This window comes from Serratia sp. CY76391, assembly GCF_052166695.1.
GTDB lineage: Bacteria > Pseudomonadota > Gammaproteobacteria > Enterobacterales > Enterobacteriaceae > Serratia > Serratia nematodiphila.
In genome coordinates, this window is sequence record NZ_JBJNOJ010000002.1 from 100,879 (window position 1) to 117,201 (window position 16,323).

Here is a 16,323-nt window from a genome sequence, read left to right on the forward strand (position 1 = left end):
ACGCTCTATGCTCGGTGGCGACAGCATGGGCTGACTACCTGGGGTAATAAAGATGAATGAATACGGATCCTCTGCCAACGCGATTGACGGCGCGATAGAGCAAGCCTTGCGTGAAAAACGATTGGTTGGCGCGGTCGTTTTGGTGGCGCAGGGCGGTGAGATCGTTTATCGCCGCGCGGCGGGTATGGCAGATCGCGAAGCGGGCAAGCCGATGGCGCTCAATACGCTGTTTCGTCTGGCCTCGGTATCCAAACCGATCGTGTCCACGGCGGCGCTGGCATTGATGGCGCAAGGCGCCATGCGGTTAGACGATCCGATCACCCGTTGGCTGCCGAATTTTCGCCCGCGGCTGGCGGACGGCACCACTCCGTTGATAACGCTACGGCATCTCATGACCCACACCGCCGGACTAAGCTACCGCTTTTTCCAGCCGGAAGGGGGATTCTATGCCCAGCTGGGCGTCTCCGACGGCATGGATGAAGCGTCTGTCAGCCTGCAGGAAAACGTGCGGCGTATTGCCTGCGCCCCTTTGCTGGCTCCGCCCGGCGCGGCGTGGCGCTATTCCATCGCCACCGATGTCCTGGGCGCGGCGATCGAACAGGCGAGCGGCCTGCCGCTGGCGCAGGCAGTAAAAAAATGGGTGACCGGGCCGCTGGCGATGACGGATACCGATTTCCTGGCGGTGGATCCCGCACGTTTGGCGGCCGCTTACGCCGATCATCCCGGCGAGCCGCGCCGTTTGCGCCAACCGGATCGTTTACCCTTTATCGATGGCAGCGCCGGTTTTCATCTGTCGCCGGCGCGTGCGCTGGATCCGCAGGCGTACGCCTCCGGCGGCGCCGGCATGGTCGGTTCGGCGGAGGATTTCCTGCGCCTGCTGGAAACGTTGCGCCAGGGGGGCGGGCAGGTGCTGCCGGCCGAATGGGTGACGGCGCTGACCACCAACCAAATCGGCGATCTGCCGATGCCGTTTTGGCCGGGGCGCGGTTTCGGCCTCGGCATCACCGTGCTGAAAGACCCCATCGCCGCGCAAACGCCGGAGTCCGTTGGCAGCTGGCGAATGGGCGGCACCTATGGCCATTCCTGGTTCGTCGATCCTGTCCGGCAGCTCAGCGTGGTGGCGTTTACCAACACGGCGCTGGAAGGCATGTCAGGCGCCTTTGTCGGCGAGATTTGTCAGGCGGTCTATGCCGCGACGGGAGCGATGTCATGCGTCTGATGCCACCGATTTTCTTTATCGCGCTGGGGTTGTTCGGCGTCTACTGCATCGAGTTTGGCGTGGTGGGCATTTTGCCGCAGATCATCGCGCGGTATGGCATCTCCACGGCGCAGGCAGGCTGGCTGGTCGGGATCTTCGCCCTGACCATCGCGCTGCTCGGGCCGCTGTTGGTGCTGCTGGCGTCGCGATTCAATCGCAAACGCATGTTGTTGATCGCGTTGACCGTGTTCGCGGCGGCCAGCGCGCTGTCCGCTCAGACGGACAGCTTCGCCATGCTCATGTTGCTGCGCATTGTGCCGGCGTTGTTTCATCCGATCTATTTTTCGCTGGCCATGGTGGCGGCCGCGGCGCTTTATCCCCCGCATCAGGCCACCAAAGCAACCGCCTATGCGTTCATCGGTACCAGCATGGGCATGGTGTTGGGGATACCGTTGACGCAATGGATCGCCGGGCAGTTCAGCTATGAAGCCTCGTTCCGGTTCTGTGCGTGGGTCAATCTCCTCGCGGCGGCGGGATTGCTGTGGCGCTTGCCTGATGCGGCCGTGCAGCGCCTCAGCTATGGCAAACAGCTGATGATCCTGCGCAGCGGGACGCTGTGGCTGAATATCATCACCTGCGTGCTGATCTTTGCCGCCATGTTCGCCGTCTATGCTTACGCGGCTGAATATCTCAGCCGTGAAATCGGCCTCAGCGGCGGCGTCATCGGCTTTCTTCTGGTGGCGTTCGGCGTGGGCGGTGTCGCGGGCAACCTGTTGGCCGGCAAGGGGTTGAGCCGCCATCGAGCGCTGACGGTGCTGCTGCACCCGCTAGCCTTGATTGCGGCTTATGCGCTGCTGTATCACTACGGTAGCGCGAATATCGGTTCGATGACGGCGCTTTGTCTGTATTGGGGAGCGGCGCACACCAGCGGTTTGATCGTGACGCAGGTCTGGTTGACATCCGAAGCGCCGCAGGCGCCGGCGTTCGCCACCGGGCTGTATATCGCCTTTATCAATCTGGGCGTGGCGCTGGGCTCGCTGGCGGGCGGCTGGTCCATCACCGCGTGGGGGCTACAGGGCAGCCTGCTGTGCGGAGCCTTGTTCGCCGCGCTGGCGGTGATAACGATCGCCGCCAGGCTGCGGTTGCAGCGGCAGGCTACCGCTGCGTTGCGTCAATCATCGCCATCACCTGCCGGAACATCGCGCTTTCCGCATCGGCCAGTTCGTTGACCAGCGTAAAGTGATTGCAGTGGCGATCGGCCAGCAACTGAACGTCGAGGCCGCGCGCCAGGCAGGCGTCATAATAGGCCTGCGTTTGGTTTTTGAACCCTTGCGTTTCGCGCTGGCCGACGTCGAGCAGGATCTGCGGCGCATGGTCTTTCTCCGGCAGCAGAAACAGCGGGCTGAGGGTTTGCGCCTGTTCGGGCGTCAGATGCAGCCAGTCGTTGATGTAGATATCGCACAGCGGGCGCAAATCGTAGAGGCCACTCAGCGCCAGCGCGCCTTTGATCGCATCGGGCGGCAGACGATAGCGTTGCTGCCAGCCGTCGGCGATCAGCATGCCGCACAGGTGGCCGCCGGCCGAACTGCCGCTGACGAAAATGCGCGCCGGGTCGATGCCGAACGGCGCCCCGTGATGATAAAGCCAGGCGACGGCGCTGCGCACCTCATGCACGATCTCCGCCAGCGTCGCTTCTGGCGCCAGCGTGTATTCCAGCGTGGCGACGGCCACGCCGCGCTGGGCAAACGCGGCGGCCATCGAACAGGCTTCCTCTTTGCGCTGCGAATGCCAGTAGCCGCCATGAATAAAGATCAGCAGCGGGGCGGGCTGCGTGCAGGCCGGGAACAGATCGAGGCGCTCGGCGGCGCTCATGCCGTAACGCAGATCGTAAATGCCGGGCGTCTGTGCCTTGGCGCGCTGGGCCAGCGCGGCGTATTCCGCCATGCAGGCGTCAAAATCCTCCACCGACGCGCGGGCGTTGTATTGCACGGCGCGCGCGTTCAGGTTTTCAAACGTCAGATCGATGTTCATGCCTTTCTCCTGATTGTTATGCGTTCTGCCTCCATCATTGTCCTGGCGGCGAAAAGATGTTTGATCTCCTGTGCGCGCAAATGCGTCTTCTCTGATGCTGTTATCTGCTGTATATTGCCGTTTTATGCTTTTTACTGCGGAAATGACCCCATGCACAAAGCGGCACGACAGCGCCATTTACTGGATTTGCTCAGCGAACGCGGGCAGGCGGCGGTGGCGGAATTGGCCAGCGCCATCGGTGTTTCGGTCGATACCGTGCGCCGCGACTTGGCCGATCTCGAGCGGCAGGGGTTGGCGCAGAAACATCACGGCGGGGCGATAGCGCTCGAACCGTCCGGCATGCCGCGCCAGGCGCGCGCTGCGCTGTTGCCGCAGGTCAAGCAGCGGCTTGGCCGCGCGGTGGCCGCGCAGATCCCGCCCGGCAGCACCCTGATGCTGGATGCGGGCAGTACGCTGTTGGCGGTGGCGCAGGCGTTGCGTGGCCCGGCGACGGTGATCACCGCTTCGCTGGATATCGCGCAGTGCCTGAGCGACAGGCCGGAGATCAATCTGATCTTGCTCGGCGGCCAGTGGGATGCGCGCCAGCGGCTGTTCGCCGGCAGCGCCACGCTGGCGTTGCTGGCGCGCTACCGTGCGGATATCGCCTTGCTGGGCGCCTGCGCGGTGCATCCTCAGCTGGGACTGAGCGCCGGCGAAGAGGCCGATGCAGAGGTCAAACGCGCCATGCTGGCTAACAGCGGCGAGCGCTGGCTGGTGGCCGACCATATGAAACTGGATCGCTGCGAGCCGCATCACGTTGCGGATCTGGCGCAGATCCAACGCCTGTTTACCGATCGCCCGTGGGACAACCTGGACGAACAATCATTGATTGAACTTTGTGTCGTCGCCGACGACCGCTAGAGGAGAACACTGATGAACGATACCGCTCGACCGTTGCAGGTAGCCCTGATTGGCTACGGCTTTGTCGGCAAGGCGTTTCACGCGCCGCTGATTAACGCGGTGCCGGGGTTGGAACTGAGCGTGGTGGCTTCGCGCGATGCCGCCAAGGTACATGCCGATCTGCCGCACGCGCAGGTGATCGCCGATCCGCTGGAGGCCATCCGCCGGCCGGAGGTGGATTTGGTGGTGATCGCATCGCCGAACGACACCCATGCGCCGCTGGCGCTGGCCGCGCTGGAGGCGGGCAAGCACGTGGTGGTGGATAAGCCGTTTACGCTGGATTTGGCGCAGGCGCGCGCGCTGATTGCCGCGGCGGAGAAGCACGGCCGCCTGCTGTCGGTGTTCCAGAACCGTCGCTGGGACAGCGATTTCCTGGGGGTGAAACAGGTGATCGAGCAGGGGCTGATCGGTAAGGTGACGCACTTTGAGTCCCATATCGACCGCTATCGCCCTGAAGTACGGGTGCGCTGGCGTGAACAAAACCTCCCTGGCAGCGGGCTGTGGTTCGATCTGGGGCCGCACATGGTCGATCAGGCGCTGCAGCTGTTCGGTTTGCCGCGCAGCGTGCAGGCCAACATCGCCACGTTGCGCCCCAACGCGCAGATTAACGACTGGGCCCACGTGGTGCTGAACTATCCGACGCACCGCGTGATCCTGCACGGCAGCATGCTGGTGGCGGGCGGCGTCTCACGCTTTACCGTGCACGGCGAGAAAGGCAGCGTGGTCAAAGCGCGCGCAGACGGGCAGGAAAGCCAACTGCTGGCCGGCGTGACGCCGGGTTCGGCGGAGTGGGGTAAAGACGACGACACGATGAGCCTGTTTATCGGTACGGAGCCGGTGCGCACGCTGCCGACGCCGGATGGCGATCAGCGCCAGTATTACTTCCAGGTGCGCGATGCGTTGCGCGGCGCAGGCGCCAACCCGGTTACCGCGGCGCAGGCGTTGGCGGTGATGGCGGTGCTGGAAGCGGCCACCCTGGCGGCGGAAACCGGTGTGACTCAGCCGTTGCCGCTCACCGAGGCGGAAATCGCCGCCTGGTAACGGCTCGCGTCAGATAAGGCGTCAGGCGCATGGATACAGTGCATGCCATGCGTCTTCCGCCATCCTAACCTCTGACATAGGCTTACCCGCAGTCTATGTCAGGAGTGTTCATCATGTTATCCCACCCTTCGCCGCAAGGCGTCCGCGGCATACTGGCCGCTCTTTCTCTGAGCATGCTGCTGTCATCGCTTGGCATCAGCATTGCCAACGTCGGGCTGCCGGCGCTCGCCACTGCGTTCCATGCCTCGTTCCAGGCAGTGCAGTGGGTGTTGCTCTGCTATTTGCTGGCCGTCACCACTTGCATTATCGGCATCGGCCGTTTGGGCGACAGCCTCAATCGCCGCCGCCTGCTGCTGGCGGGCATCGCGCTGTTTACCGCCGCTTCGCTGATTTGCACGCTGGCTCCGCAACTGTGGCTGTTGCTGGCGGCGCGCCTGGCGCAGGGGCTGGGGGGCGCAGTCATGATGTCGATCGCCATGGCGCTGGCGGGCGAGGCGCTGGGGACGGAAAAAATCGGCCGCGCGATGGGGCTGCTCGGCACGATGTCGGCCGTGGGCACCGCGCTGGGGCCGTCGTTGGGCGGTGCGCTGATCGCCGGTTTCGGCTGGCGGGCGATGTTCCTGATCAACCTGCCGCTGGGCCTGCTGGCGCTGTGGCTCGCCTGGCGATACTTGCCGAATGGGCCGCGCGCGGCAGCGCGCGCGGAACCGTTCGATCGTGCCGGCACGTTGCTGCTGGGCGGCGCATTGCTCTGCTATTCGCTGGCGATGACCCTCGGGCGCGGCGACTTCGGCGCACTCAATCTGGCGTTGATGCTGGGGGCGCTGTTGGCGGGGGCGCTGTTTATTCGCGTGGAGCGCGGCGCCGCATCGCCGCTGTTTGCGCTCTCGATGTTCCGCCATCCGGCCCTGACGGCGGGGCTGGCGGCCAGCGCGCTGGTGATGACGGTCATGACCGCCATGCTGGTGGTCGGGCCGTTCTATCTGTCACGCGCGCTGGAGTTAAGCGCCGCGCAGGTGGGACTGGTGATGTCGGCGGGACCGGCGGTGGCGATCCTGACCGGCATACCGGCCGGCTATCTGGTGGATCGTTTTGGATCGCAGCGCATTGCCCTGCTTGGGCTGACGGCGGTGGCCGCCGGCGCGGCGCTGCTGTCGCTGCTTAACCGTTGGGGCGTGCTCGGCTATATCGCCCCCATCGCGCTGCTGACCGCCGGCTATGCGCTGTTTCAGGTGGCCAACAACACCATGCTGATGAAGGATCTGTTTCCTGAACGGCGCGGGCTGATCGCCGGCATGGTGAACCTGTCGCGCAATCTGGGGGCGATCACCGGCGCGTCGGCGATGGGGGCGCTGTTTTATCTGGCTTCGCAGCAGGTCGCGGGCACTGCGGCCGCCGCGGCTTACGGCATGCGGGTGACCTACGGCGTGGCGGCGCTGTTGGCATTGGCGGCGTTGCTCATCGCCTTCGGCGGCGGCCGCCTGATGCTGCGTTACGGCGCGCGCTGAACCGCGTAGCGTTCTTGCACGAAACCGTTGTCCGATGAAGTGACGGCAAGCAGGCGCAGGCGCTGCTCCTGGCCATCGGCGCCGAATAAGGGGATACCGCCGCCCAGCAGCAGCGGCACGCGCGTAATCGTCAGTTCGTCGATCAAGCCGGCCTGCAGGAAGCGCTGCACGGTCTGGCCGCCGTCGATATACAGGTGACGGCAGCCTTGCTCGGCCAACTGCGCCACGATGGCCGCCGGTTCGCCATTCATCCAGCGAACGTGGCCTGTTGCGTGCGGCGCGGGCGGCTGCGTCGACAGCACCACCACCGGCAGTGCGCCATAGGGCCACTCGGGAAAGGCGCGGACTTTATCATAGGTATGGCGGCCCATCACCAGCGCGTCGATGTCGGCGACAAACGCTTCAAAACTTAACCCATTGAGCAGCGAAACCGCATATTCGGGCCGCAGCAGCCAGTCGATGTCGCCATCCGGGCCGGCAATGAATCCGTCTACGCTGGTGGCGATGTAAACCGAGCATTTCATCAGGCGAGATCTCCCCGATAAACCACATGCACCTTGTTGCCGTCGGGATCGCGCAGGTAAGCGCCGAAATAGCCTTTGCCGTAGTGCGCGCGCTCGCCGGGCTCGCCTTCACTGCTGCCGCCCGCCAGCAGACCGGCGGCGTAGGCGCGTTTAACCGCCAGCTCGTCGGCGGCGAGGAAGGCCAGCATGCTGCCGTTGCCGGCGCTGGCGGGCTGTCTGTCGAAGGGTTGGTAGGCGTAAAAACGCGGCAGCGTTTGGCCTGGCATCACCCAGCAGCGGGCGGCGGGGCCGCCGTCCGGCGTCACTTCCCGCCGTTGTAAGCCCAATGGCAACAGAATGGCGTCGTAGAACGCGGCGGCGGCATCCAGATCGCTGACGCCGACGGTAATATGGCTGAACATGGCGCGTTTCCTTCCCCAAGAGAGAATAATGAACGCCTAAAACAGTAGCAGCGATATCGCAGGATGGACAGACCGCCGTGGAGGATTCGGATTAGGGACGCTCGCAGGGGGGCAAAGCGCGCTTCACGGTTTATGGGGCGGGCCGCCTCAATTGCTCTCGACGCGCGGATTGGCGTGGGTCGGCTGGCTGGGATAATCCACCTGATGCTTGTGCAGATAATCGCGGATCAGCTGACGCACCACCTGAGAAGGGGTGACGTCCTGCTGCAGGCACAGCTCTTCCAGAGCTTTCTTCTTGTCCGGGTCAATCAGCACCGTTAGCCGCGCCGTTTTCTTTTCCATCAGGATCCTCCAGAGAATGATGACTGAATGATAATACCATGTGGACGAAGCGGCCAGCCAGACCGCGTCGCCGCTCGTTCTTAGCGGAAATGCAGCCGTTCTATTTTGCGTGACAGGTAGCCGAGTTCGCAGTTGAACAGCTCGCCGCTGCCGGCGGCCAGCGTGCGCAGCGTGCTGAGCGGCAACGTCACCTGCGCCGGCGTGGCGTAAATGATCACGTTGCCGCTGGGGGCGACGCAAAATAATACGGTGCCGAATATCCGGTGCAGGCTGTGGTACAGCAGGCTGTTTTCATCGGGCAGATCGTGGTAATTGAGCACCAGCCAGCCCCCGTCGTTCAGCCGCGCGGCGCAGTTTTCCAGGAATGTCTGGGTGCCTTGCTGCGGATCCATGGCGAACGCCGAATAGAGATCGGAGAAAATCAGATCGTAACGCGTCTCGGCGGGCGGGCGCACAAAGTCCATGGCGTCGGCGGTACGCAGGCTGATGGTGTCGGTGGCCGGCAGCGTAAAATAGCGGCGTGCGACGGCGATCACCGCGGCGCGCAGTTCAACCACGTCCAGACGCATGGCCGGATCGAGCGCGTGCAGCGCACGCAGCAAGCTGCCGCCGCCTAATCCCAGGATCAACGCCGAGGTCGGCGGCTGCCAGGCCACCGCCATCAGCATCGCTTTGATGTAGTTGTGGATCGGTTGCGCGGGGTTGCTGAGGCTCATCTTGCTTTGCTCGCAGATGCCGTCAAACCGCAGCGTGCGGTAGTCCTTGTGATCGGAAACGATGATTTCGCCCCAGGCGTCGGTTTCGCGAGCGATCACCTGGCCGCGCGGGGAGAAATCGAGGGTTCTGAGTAAGCTGTCAACCAGAGACATGGTATTCGCAGGTTTCCTTTGGCAAGCGGCCTATTTACGGGCGCACATGAAATCGGCGGTGCAAATGCGCCGGCCATCGATGCTGGCGCGGCCGGTGAAGCGGGCGATCGCGCCCCGCCGGCGTACAAAGGCGACCTCCATCAACACCTGGTCGCCGGGACGGGCGGCGCGATAAAACCGCGCCCGCTGAATGGAAGCGAAGTAGTAATGTTCCCCTTCATTCAACGCCCCGAGATAATAATGCGCCAGCAGCCCGGTGCTTTGCGCCAGCGCTTCCACCAACAGCACGCCGGGAAAACCGGCGAAGTGCGCATGGCCGTTCCAGAACGTCGGCTCATTGGCGGTGATGTTCTTGATGGCGCTCAGCCGGCCTTCGGCAATGCAGGTGCCGGCGGGCAGTACGCGATCGACCAACAGGCAGGGATAACGATGAGGCAGAATCGCCTGAATATCGTTGAATTGCAGGGGGTGACCGTTTAATGGCATGGAAGTGCGTGATCCTGTCTGCGGCGAATCCGGTGCGGTGGCCGGCGTTCGGTCCATAATGAGTGTAATGACATTATAATAAAATTATCATCAGATGTGCCAGATGAAAGACATGACGGCGGCGACGGTTGGGGAACAGCGAAGGAGGGGAAGACACCCGATCCTGACGATCGGGCGTGGTGGCGCGTTTAGTGCTTGGAGCGGGTCACCTTGTCCAAATAACCCATCACGAAGGCGGAGAGCACGAAGGTGAGGTGGATGATCACATACCACATCAGCTTGTTGTCGGGCACGTTCTTGGCGTCCATAAACACCCGCAGCAGGTGAATGGAGGAGATGGCGACGATAGATGCGGCGACCTTGTTTTTCAGCGAGGTGGCGTCCATTTTGCCCAGCCAGCTCAGTTTCTCTTTCCCTTCGGTGATATCCAATTGCGAGACGAAGTTTTCATAGCCGGAGAACATCACCATCACCAACAGGCCGCCGACCAGCGCCATGTCGATCAGCGACAGCAAGGTCAACACCAGATCGGCTTCGGTAACGGCAAAAATATTTGGCAGGACGTGGAGAATTTCCTGAAAAAACTTGATCGACAGGGCGACCAGAGTGAGCGAAAGGCCGAAATAAACCGGCGCGAGCAGCCAGCGGGAGGCGTACATCGCGTTTTCTAGCAAGCGTTCCATCATAAAATTGTTTTAAATGCGTAGCAAAAAGGGCGCTCAGTATAGCGCAAGAGGCCTGGGTGAAATCAACCGCTTGCGCCAGCAGAGGGCGCTATCAGGCCACTACGCGCGCCGTTTTGCGCCCGCTGCGGATCCACAGCGCCACGGCCCCCGCCGCCGTCGCCAGCGCCACGACGCCCGGCCAGCCCGCGCTTGCCAGAATGCGGCTGCCGAGGGCGGCGCCGGTCGCCATACCGATGAACACGCCGGTGAACAAGAGGGCGTTCAATCGGCTGCGGGCTGCCGGTTCGAGACCGTAAACGATGGTTTGGTGCGCGATCAGCGTAGCCTGGATGCCCAGGTCGAATCCGACGGCGCTCAGCGCAATCAGCGCCAGTTGCGCCGGGAGCGGCAACAGCGGCAGCAGAAACATCAAGGCGAAGGAGGCCAGAACCAGTCCCGCGCCGATACGGGTCACGACGTCAGGGCCGTGCCGATCGGCCAGACTGCCCGCCAACGGCGCCGCCAGCGCACCCGCCGCCCCCGCCAGGCCAAACGCGCCGGCGGCCGCGCTGCCGATCTGGTAGCGCTCCGCCAGCATCAACGCCAGCGTTGACCAGAAAGCGCTGAAGCCCAATGACAGAAAGCCTTGCGCCAGCGTTGCGCGCCGTAGAGCGGGATACTCGGCCCACAGATGTCCCAGCGAGCGCAGCAGCGCGGGGTAACTCAGCGCGTTATGAGGGCGAAGACGCGGCAACATGCGCCAGATCGCCAGCGTGATCGACAAAACGCCCAGCGCCGCGAGTGCGTAGACGCTGCGCCAGCCGGCGTACTCGGCGATCGCGCCGCTGAACACCCGCGACAGCAAAATGCCGGCCAATAGCCCGGTCATCACTGCGCCGACGGTTTTGCCGCGGCTGGCCTCCGGCGCCAGCGTGGCGGCGGCGGGGATAATGTCCTGCGCGACGGTGGCGGTCAGGCCTATCGCCAGGCTGCTGAGCAACAACAGCGGGAACGAGGCAGCAAAAGCGCAGAGTAACAGTGTCAGCGTCAGCAGCGCGCCTTTTACCAGAATGATCCGCCGGCGATCGTACCGGTCGCCGAGCGGCGCCAACAGTAAAATGCCCAGTGCATAGCCTAACTGGGTCAGCGTCGGCACCATGCCGGCATCGGCGACGCCGGCGTGGAAATCGGCGCCCATCATGCCAAGCATGGGCTGGCTGTAATAGATTGACGCGACGCTGAGGCCGGCGCCGGCGGCCAGCAGAAATACGACGTTGGCGGACGGTGCGCCGTGGGTGGTGGCGGTGCTCATGGCAAAAATTCCTGTAAGGTGAATGTGCGGTCATTTTTACCGCTTGCTTCATGCCGCTGTAGCCCCCTCGCAGGTAAAACTGTTATACACTCAACGTATGAATAAAATTAACTTACCTAACGGTGACCGCATAACTTTGCTGCACACGCTGGTGCGCATCGTCGAAAGCGGCAGCCTGTCGGCGGCGGCGCAGCAACTGGGCACTTCGCAGCCGACGATCAGCCGGCGTCTGCAGGCATTGGAACAGCTGCTGGGCGCCAAACTGATCCAGCGGACCACCCACGCCCTCAAACTGACCGACGACGGCGAGCGCTGTTACCGCCAGGCGCGGGGGCTGATCGAACAATGGCAAAGCCTGGAAGAAGGGCTTGGCGGCGCGCGCGACGAACCGGTCGGCGTGTTGCGCGTGCGGGCACCGCACGCATTCGGCCAGGATCAGCTAATCGGTCCGTTGGGCGAGTATTTGCGGCGCTACCCGCAAACTTACGTTGAGTGGACGCTGAACGATCATTCTCCGGACTTTATTCCCGAAGGCGTGGATTGCGCCATTCACGTCGGTGCGGTGACCGATCCGTCGGTCGTGGCGGTGTTGCTGGCGGAGGTGCCGCGCAGCACGGTCGCGTCACCGGCGCTGTTGGCTGAACGACCGGCGATCGTCGATCTCGACGATTTGGCCTCATTGCCGTGGCTGGCGGTAAACAGTTTTTATCGTAATGAGGTTGTCTTGACCCACGCGACCAGCGGTGAACAGCGGCGTTTCGACATCGCGCCGAGGTTGAGCACCGACAGCCTTTATGCGGCGCGCAAGGCGGCGCTGGAAGGGCTGGGCGTCGCGATCGTGTCATCTTGGGTGGTGAAAGAAGAATTGGCGCAAGGCGCTCTGCAGACGCTGTTACCCCTGTGGCGAGCCGAGCCACTGCCTATTTACCTGTTGTATCCCTACGCCAGCTATTATCCCGCGCGTTTACGCAAATTCATGGAAATGATGAAAGAAACGATGCCGCGCATTCTCGGCGCGCAGCCGCCGACGGGGCGCTGACGGCCTTCAGTGTCTGGCTTTTTTACCGTCGCTGTGGCCGAGAGAACGATCGGGGAAGCTGTGATCGCGCAGCCGCTGCTTTAACTGCGCCGCATCGGGGAAGCCGCCGTCAATCTTGCGATCCCAAATCATCACGCCATCGACGCTGATTTGGTAGACCCCGCCGGTGCCCGGCATCAGGGTGACGGAGGCGAGATCGTCGCCGAAGGTGTTCAGCAGCTCTTGCGCCATCCAGCCGGCGCGCAGCAGCCAGTTGCATTGTGAACAGTAGTGAATCGTAACGGCGGGTGCGTTTTTCATTGTTGATCGACCGGTTAGTGGTGACGGCTTACAATCAGCCTGCGGGCTCGCAAGCGATGGTGGCTGTGTATCGCCGAATAGTCAAGCGCCTGCTGCGGCCAGAGCGACAAGGGGAGCCGAGTGTGCATCACGGCCGCTTGCTTCCGGCAAACCATTCAACCCCGCGCAGCATGCCCGCCCAATAAAACCGGGGTAAAAACCAGGCTTTCAGCCACCAGGCCATACGGCTGGGCTGGGTTGCGTCGAGCAGTGGAAACGTGGGCAGCAATTTACCGTCATAGCCAAACTCCGCCAGCACAACTTTGCCTTTCTCGACCGTCAATGGACAGGAACCATAACCATCATAATGGGCTGTGAGAGGCGTGGCATGAATACGTGCCGCGACGTTTTCCGCCACCACTACCACCTGCTTTCGCGCTGCCGCCAGGGTTTTGGCGTTTGGCGTTGAGCAACAGTCGCCTACCGCAAAGATATCCGGCCAATGCTTATGTTGCAGCGTCAATTTATCCACATCGCACCAGCCGGCGCCATCCGCGAGTCCGCTTTGCGAAATAAACGCCGGGGCTGATTGAGGCGGCACCACGTGAAGCATATCGAAGGGCAGGGTTAACTCGCGTTTTTCTTCTTCATTTTTCTCCACGGCAAATATCGCTTGCCGATTTTCGCCATCTATACGGATTAAATTATGATTGAAGTTGACCTGTGCACGGTATTTTTCCAAATAGCCACTCAGCGGGGGGACAAATTGCGGAATGCCGAAAACCGCCGTGCCCGCAAGGCAGAAATTGACGTTAATATTATTCAGAACGCCTTGCCGCCGCCAATGGTCGCATGAAAGATATAAGGCTTTTTGCGGCGCGCCGGCGCATTTTATGGGAAGCGTGGGTTGGGAAAATATCGCCTTGCCGCCTTGCATCTCCCGGACCAGTTGCCAGGTGTATTCTGCAAGATCAAAACGATAATTAGAGGTGACGCCGTTGAATCCTAACGTCTCTTCAAGGCCTTCTATTTTATCCCAACGTAAAACAAGGCCGCAGGCAACAATAAGGAAATCATAGCTTACGCGTTTCCCCTGACGGGTCTCGATATATTTTTCATTGGGATCAACCCTGACAACGCTGTCCTGGAGCCATGAGACGCCAGATGGAATAACATCACGCATGGCGCGCTGCGTTTTATTGATATCAAAGAGCCCGCCGCCCACCAGGGTCCATGCCGGCTGGTAATAATGACAGTCATTGGGTTCAACGACAGTTATATCCGCATCTTTAACTCGCTTCCTTATGCTTGCGATGACGCCGATGCCAGATGAACCACCGCCAATAACAACAACTTTCTTCAGGGTGTTTATTTTTTCTGGTTTCATGCAGGTCTCCTTTCATAAGAAAGTAGGGGGTTGCGGCTCAGATTTAAAGATAATTTATAGAACTTATGGTTATATTGAAAATTGCATATTCGATTTGGATATATGTAATAGCTAAATGTAATAAGTTATTTGACAATCAACGCAAACTGATCGTTAATAAATGCCATAAATATCGAAAGGGAATTAATGCATTGGATTTTTTCCATTTTACTTTTTATACCCTGACGCTATTGGTGATAACCGGGGGAATAGTCGGATTTCTCCTGGCTCTGACCGGGGGAGGAGGATCCATCGTCTGCGTGCCCTTGCTGCTGTATATGGTGAAAATCCCGGATACGCACTTGGTTATAGGCACCAGTGCCATGTCCGTTGCCATTAGCGCGCTGATCAATCTTTTTGTTCATGCCGCCAAAGGAAACGTCCGGTGGCAGACCGGCGTTACCGTTTCGCTGGTGGCGGTGGTGGGAACGCTGGCGGGCTCTCAGGTGGGAAAAATGACGGACGGGCACCATTTAACCCTGCCTTTCTCTCTGCTGATGCTGGTTGTCGCCGGATTGACGCTGAAAAGAAATCATCGGGCAGGCAACGGATTACCGTCCTCCCATCCGACATTTCACCCCGCCATCGTGTGGCCCAGCGTGCTGGCGCTGGGCGCGGTGGCCGGTTTTTTGGGCATCGGCGGCGGATTTTTGGTGGTGCCGGCGCTGCTCTGGTTCTTCCGCTTTTCGCTGGTTGAAGCGGTGGCGACCTCACTGGTCGTGGTTTCCGCCATGGGATTAACGACAAGCGCAAGCTATGCCATGTCCGGCAAGGTGTCGCTGGTCATTACCTGCTGGCTCATCGTCGGCGGCGTTCTGGGGGGCGTCGTGGGGGTGGCGCTCACCGAGCGCCTGAAAAAACGCGAGGACATTATCCGTGTGCTCTATGCCGGCATGTTGTTGGTGCTGGCCCTTTATATGCTTTTTAAAAGCCTATAAGACAAAAGGAAAAAATATGCACATCCGTACTTACCATCATCAGCTCTCCTTTTCGGGGGCGCCCGCAGCGAATGATTTCGCCATCCTGCATCAACAAGGCTATCGGTTTATCGTCAATAATCGGCCAGATGAAGAGCCGGGCGAGTACCTTAACCATCAACAAGAAAAAGCGTTGGCTGAGCAATGTGGAATGGGCTACGTCTATCTGCCTTACACATTCGACACGCTGACCTGGGAGACCGTTTATACCTTCCATTACCTGTTGCGGCGGGGTGAGAAGACCCTGGCGCATTGCAGGAGCGGAGCGCGTTCTGCCTGCCTTTCCCTGCTGTATGCGCTGCGCGAAGGCCAGATAGACGAAGCGCAATTCCGCAGCCAGTGCGCAGAGTATGGCGCCGATGCCGATAAGGCGCTGGGCTGGTATCGCCGGCATCAGGCCGTTCAGCCTCACGCGCAAGTGCACGCGTTTTATGAGCCGGAAAGCGGCAGCCTGCAGTATGTCGTCGCCGATCCCGCAGCGGGTCGCTGCGCCATCATCGACCCGGTGCTGGATTTTGATCGCCGATCGGGCACGGTCTCGCATCAGCAGGCCCGCACCATTTTAAGCTTTATCCAGCAGCAAGGATGGGGAGTGGCCTGGGTGCTGGATACGCACCCGCATGCCGACCATTTTTCTGCCGCCACCTGGCTGGCGCAGAAAACCGGCGCCCTCACCGGCATAGGCGAAAAAATTACCGCTGTGCAGGGGCTGTGGCAAGACATCTATAATTTGAAAGAATTGCCTCCTGCGGAGACCCTGTGGGATGGGCTGTTTGCGGATGGGGACGTCTTTTTTATCGGCAACCTGCGTGCTGAAGTCTTGCTGTCTCCTGGCCACACCCTGGCGTCCGTCACTTATCACATCGCCGATGCGGCGTTTATTCACGATACGTTTTTCATGCCGGACAGCGGCACCGCAAGGGCCGATTTCCCCGGCGGAAATGCGGAAGCCCTGTGGGATTCGTTGCAGCGGATCTTGAGTCTGCCAGCGGATACCCGCCTGTTTACCGGCCATGATTATCGCCCGGCGGGGCGTGAGGCCCGCTGGGAAAGCACCGTGCGAGAGCAGCGCGAGAACAACCCCTGGGTGGCCAACATGGATAAGGCCCAATTTATCGCGCAAAGAAAGCAGCGAGACGCCACGTTGCCGCATCCGGAATTGATGCTGATGGCGCTGCAGGTCAATATTCGCGGCGGCGTTCTGCCAGATTGCGAAGATGATGGGCGGCACTACCTCAAAATCCCAGTTAATCGCTTCAAGGGATAAATCAAGCCGTGGAGGCGCG

The 16,323-nt window shown here is 61.2% G+C and carries 18 protein-coding genes; 8 read left to right on the top strand and 10 right to left on the bottom strand.

Annotated features, from left to right (window positions below):
- Positions 1-52: 52 nt before the first annotated feature.
- Positions 53-1,219, top strand: a complete 1,167-nt coding sequence (locus ACJ8PN_RS07705; protein ID WP_442534780.1) for a serine hydrolase domain-containing protein — start codon at positions 53-55, stop codon at positions 1,217-1,219.
- Positions 1,210-2,427 (top strand): MFS transporter, encoded by a 1,218-nt coding sequence (locus tag ACJ8PN_RS07710; RefSeq protein ID WP_351110046.1) that lies wholly within the window; start codon positions 1,210-1,212, stop codon positions 2,425-2,427. Before ACJ8PN_RS07705 ends, ACJ8PN_RS07710 begins: the two co-directional genes overlap by 10 nt.
- On the opposite strand, the gene ACJ8PN_RS07715 is transcribed toward ACJ8PN_RS07710, so the two are convergent.
- Positions 2,354-3,229: an alpha/beta hydrolase gene (locus ACJ8PN_RS07715; protein WP_049188846.1), complete on the bottom strand. Its 876-nt coding sequence runs from the start codon at positions 3,227-3,229 to the stop codon at positions 2,354-2,356. The two genes, ACJ8PN_RS07710 and ACJ8PN_RS07715, sit on opposite strands and share 74 nt — an antisense overlap.
- A gap of 150 nt (positions 3,230-3,379) precedes the next feature.
- Here ACJ8PN_RS07715 and ACJ8PN_RS07720 point away from each other — a divergent pair, with 150 nt between their 5' ends.
- The 3 genes from ACJ8PN_RS07720 (at position 3,380) to ACJ8PN_RS07730 (ending at position 6,717) form a co-directional block, all read left to right on the top strand.
- The gene (locus ACJ8PN_RS07720; RefSeq protein ID WP_033645883.1) at positions 3,380-4,129 is read left to right on the top strand and encodes a DeoR/GlpR family DNA-binding transcription regulator; all 750 of its coding nucleotides are present in this window, start codon (positions 3,380-3,382) and stop codon (positions 4,127-4,129) included.
- Positions 4,130-4,141: 12 nt separating this feature from the next.
- A complete protein-coding gene (locus ACJ8PN_RS07725; protein ID WP_351110041.1) occupies positions 4,142-5,209 on the top strand; it encodes an oxidoreductase in 1,068 nt (355 codons plus the stop codon).
- 113 nt (positions 5,210-5,322) lie between these two features.
- Positions 5,323-6,717, top strand: coding sequence for an MFS transporter (locus ACJ8PN_RS07730; protein ID WP_351110039.1), 1,395 nt, complete (start codon positions 5,323-5,325; stop codon positions 6,715-6,717).
- Here ACJ8PN_RS07730 and ACJ8PN_RS07735 read toward each other — a convergent pair.
- From ACJ8PN_RS07735 to ACJ8PN_RS07765, 7 genes are all read right to left on the bottom strand, one after another.
- The gene (locus tag ACJ8PN_RS07735; protein WP_021504579.1) at positions 6,702-7,241 is read right to left on the bottom strand and encodes a dihydrofolate reductase family protein; all 540 of its coding nucleotides are present in this window, start codon (positions 7,239-7,241) and stop codon (positions 6,702-6,704) included. The two genes, ACJ8PN_RS07730 and ACJ8PN_RS07735, sit on opposite strands and share 16 nt — an antisense overlap.
- Positions 7,241-7,642, bottom strand: a complete 402-nt coding sequence (locus ACJ8PN_RS07740) for a VOC family protein (protein ID WP_015377846.1) — start codon at positions 7,640-7,642, stop codon at positions 7,241-7,243. Before ACJ8PN_RS07740 ends, ACJ8PN_RS07735 begins: the two co-directional genes overlap by 1 nt.
- Positions 7,643-7,789: 147 nt before the next feature.
- The gene (locus tag ACJ8PN_RS07745; RefSeq protein WP_004928567.1) at positions 7,790-7,984 is read right to left on the bottom strand and encodes a ribbon-helix-helix protein, CopG family; all 195 of its coding nucleotides are present in this window, start codon (positions 7,982-7,984) and stop codon (positions 7,790-7,792) included.
- An 80-nt stretch (positions 7,985-8,064) separates the two neighbouring features.
- Positions 8,065-8,853: a spermidine synthase gene (locus tag ACJ8PN_RS07750; RefSeq protein WP_004928565.1), complete on the bottom strand. Its 789-nt coding sequence runs from the start codon at positions 8,851-8,853 to the stop codon at positions 8,065-8,067.
- A 30-nt stretch (positions 8,854-8,883) separates the two neighbouring features.
- Positions 8,884-9,339, bottom strand: coding sequence for a 3-hydroxyacyl-ACP dehydratase FabZ (gene fabZ, locus ACJ8PN_RS07755; protein ID WP_004928563.1), 456 nt, complete (start codon positions 9,337-9,339; stop codon positions 8,884-8,886).
- A 188-nt stretch (positions 9,340-9,527) separates the two neighbouring features.
- Positions 9,528-10,022 (bottom strand): TIGR00645 family protein, encoded by a 495-nt coding sequence (locus ACJ8PN_RS07760; RefSeq protein WP_004928561.1) that lies wholly within the window; start codon positions 10,020-10,022, stop codon positions 9,528-9,530.
- Between the two features lie 94 nt (positions 10,023-10,116).
- Positions 10,117-11,316: an MFS transporter gene (locus ACJ8PN_RS07765; RefSeq protein ID WP_411261884.1), complete on the bottom strand. Its 1,200-nt coding sequence runs from the start codon at positions 11,314-11,316 to the stop codon at positions 10,117-10,119.
- Between the two features lie 97 nt (positions 11,317-11,413).
- Between ACJ8PN_RS07765 and ACJ8PN_RS07770 the strand changes: the two genes are divergently transcribed.
- The gene (locus tag ACJ8PN_RS07770; protein ID WP_015377850.1) at positions 11,414-12,355 is read left to right on the top strand and encodes a LysR family transcriptional regulator; all 942 of its coding nucleotides are present in this window, start codon (positions 11,414-11,416) and stop codon (positions 12,353-12,355) included.
- Between the two features lie 6 nt (positions 12,356-12,361).
- On the opposite strand, the gene ACJ8PN_RS07775 is transcribed toward ACJ8PN_RS07770, so the two are convergent.
- Complete coding sequence (locus tag ACJ8PN_RS07775) at positions 12,362-12,655, bottom strand: SelT/SelW/SelH family protein (protein ID WP_004928553.1); 294 nt, start codon at positions 12,653-12,655, stop codon at positions 12,362-12,364.
- 127 nt (positions 12,656-12,782) lie between these two features.
- Positions 12,783-14,021, bottom strand: coding sequence for an NAD(P)/FAD-dependent oxidoreductase (locus tag ACJ8PN_RS07780; RefSeq protein WP_171454001.1), 1,239 nt, complete (start codon positions 14,019-14,021; stop codon positions 12,783-12,785).
- 65 nt (positions 14,022-14,086) lie between these two features.
- On the opposite strand from ACJ8PN_RS07780, the gene ACJ8PN_RS07785 reads away from it, so the two are divergent.
- On the top strand, positions 14,087-14,998 hold the full coding sequence (locus tag ACJ8PN_RS07785) for a sulfite exporter TauE/SafE family protein (RefSeq protein ID WP_442534781.1): 912 nt from the start codon (positions 14,087-14,089) through the stop codon (positions 14,996-14,998).
- A 16-nt stretch (positions 14,999-15,014) separates the two neighbouring features.
- On the top strand, positions 15,015-16,304 hold the full coding sequence (gene blh / locus ACJ8PN_RS07790) for a bifunctional sulfur transferase/dioxygenase Blh (protein ID WP_442534782.1): 1,290 nt from the start codon (positions 15,015-15,017) through the stop codon (positions 16,302-16,304).
- The last annotated feature ends 19 nt before the right edge of the window (positions 16,305-16,323 follow it).

Coding starts and splice junctions, on each gene's coding strand:
- ACJ8PN_RS07760 (WP_004928561.1), bottom strand. CDS start 10,022: ATGGAACGCTTGCTAGAAAACGCGATGTACGCCTCCCGCTGGCTGCTC.
- ACJ8PN_RS07740 (WP_015377846.1), bottom strand. CDS start 7,642: ATGTTCAGCCATATTACCGTCGGCGTCAGCGATCTGGATGCCGCCGCC.
- ACJ8PN_RS07720 (WP_033645883.1), top strand. CDS start 3,380: ATGCACAAAGCGGCACGACAGCGCCATTTACTGGATTTGCTCAGCGAA.
- ACJ8PN_RS07705 (WP_442534780.1), top strand. CDS start 53: ATGAATGAATACGGATCCTCTGCCAACGCGATTGACGGCGCGATAGAG.
- ACJ8PN_RS07745 (WP_004928567.1), bottom strand. CDS start 7,984: ATGGAAAAGAAAACGGCGCGGCTAACGGTGCTGATTGACCCGGACAAG.
- ACJ8PN_RS07715 (WP_049188846.1), bottom strand. CDS start 3,229: ATGAACATCGATCTGACGTTTGAAAACCTGAACGCGCGCGCCGTGCAA.
- fabZ (WP_004928563.1), bottom strand. CDS start 9,339: ATGCCATTAAACGGTCACCCCCTGCAATTCAACGATATTCAGGCGATT.
- ACJ8PN_RS07710 (WP_351110046.1), top strand. CDS start 1,210: ATGCGTCTGATGCCACCGATTTTCTTTATCGCGCTGGGGTTGTTCGGC.
- ACJ8PN_RS07725 (WP_351110041.1), top strand. CDS start 4,142: ATGAACGATACCGCTCGACCGTTGCAGGTAGCCCTGATTGGCTACGGC.
- ACJ8PN_RS07750 (WP_004928565.1), bottom strand. CDS start 8,853: ATGTCTCTGGTTGACAGCTTACTCAGAACCCTCGATTTCTCCCCGCGC.
- blh (WP_442534782.1), top strand. CDS start 15,015: ATGCACATCCGTACTTACCATCATCAGCTCTCCTTTTCGGGGGCGCCC.
- ACJ8PN_RS07780 (WP_171454001.1), bottom strand. CDS start 14,021: ATGAAACCAGAAAAAATAAACACCCTGAAGAAAGTTGTTGTTATTGGC.
- ACJ8PN_RS07770 (WP_015377850.1), top strand. CDS start 11,414: ATGAATAAAATTAACTTACCTAACGGTGACCGCATAACTTTGCTGCAC.
- ACJ8PN_RS07775 (WP_004928553.1), bottom strand. CDS start 12,655: ATGAAAAACGCACCCGCCGTTACGATTCACTACTGTTCACAATGCAAC.
- ACJ8PN_RS07735 (WP_021504579.1), bottom strand. CDS start 7,241: ATGAAATGCTCGGTTTACATCGCCACCAGCGTAGACGGATTCATTGCC.
- ACJ8PN_RS07730 (WP_351110039.1), top strand. CDS start 5,323: ATGTTATCCCACCCTTCGCCGCAAGGCGTCCGCGGCATACTGGCCGCT.
- ACJ8PN_RS07765 (WP_411261884.1), bottom strand. CDS start 11,316: ATGAGCACCGCCACCACCCACGGCGCACCGTCCGCCAACGTCGTATTT.
- ACJ8PN_RS07785 (WP_442534781.1), top strand. CDS start 14,087: ATGGTTATATTGAAAATTGCATATTCGATTTGGATATATGTAATAGCT.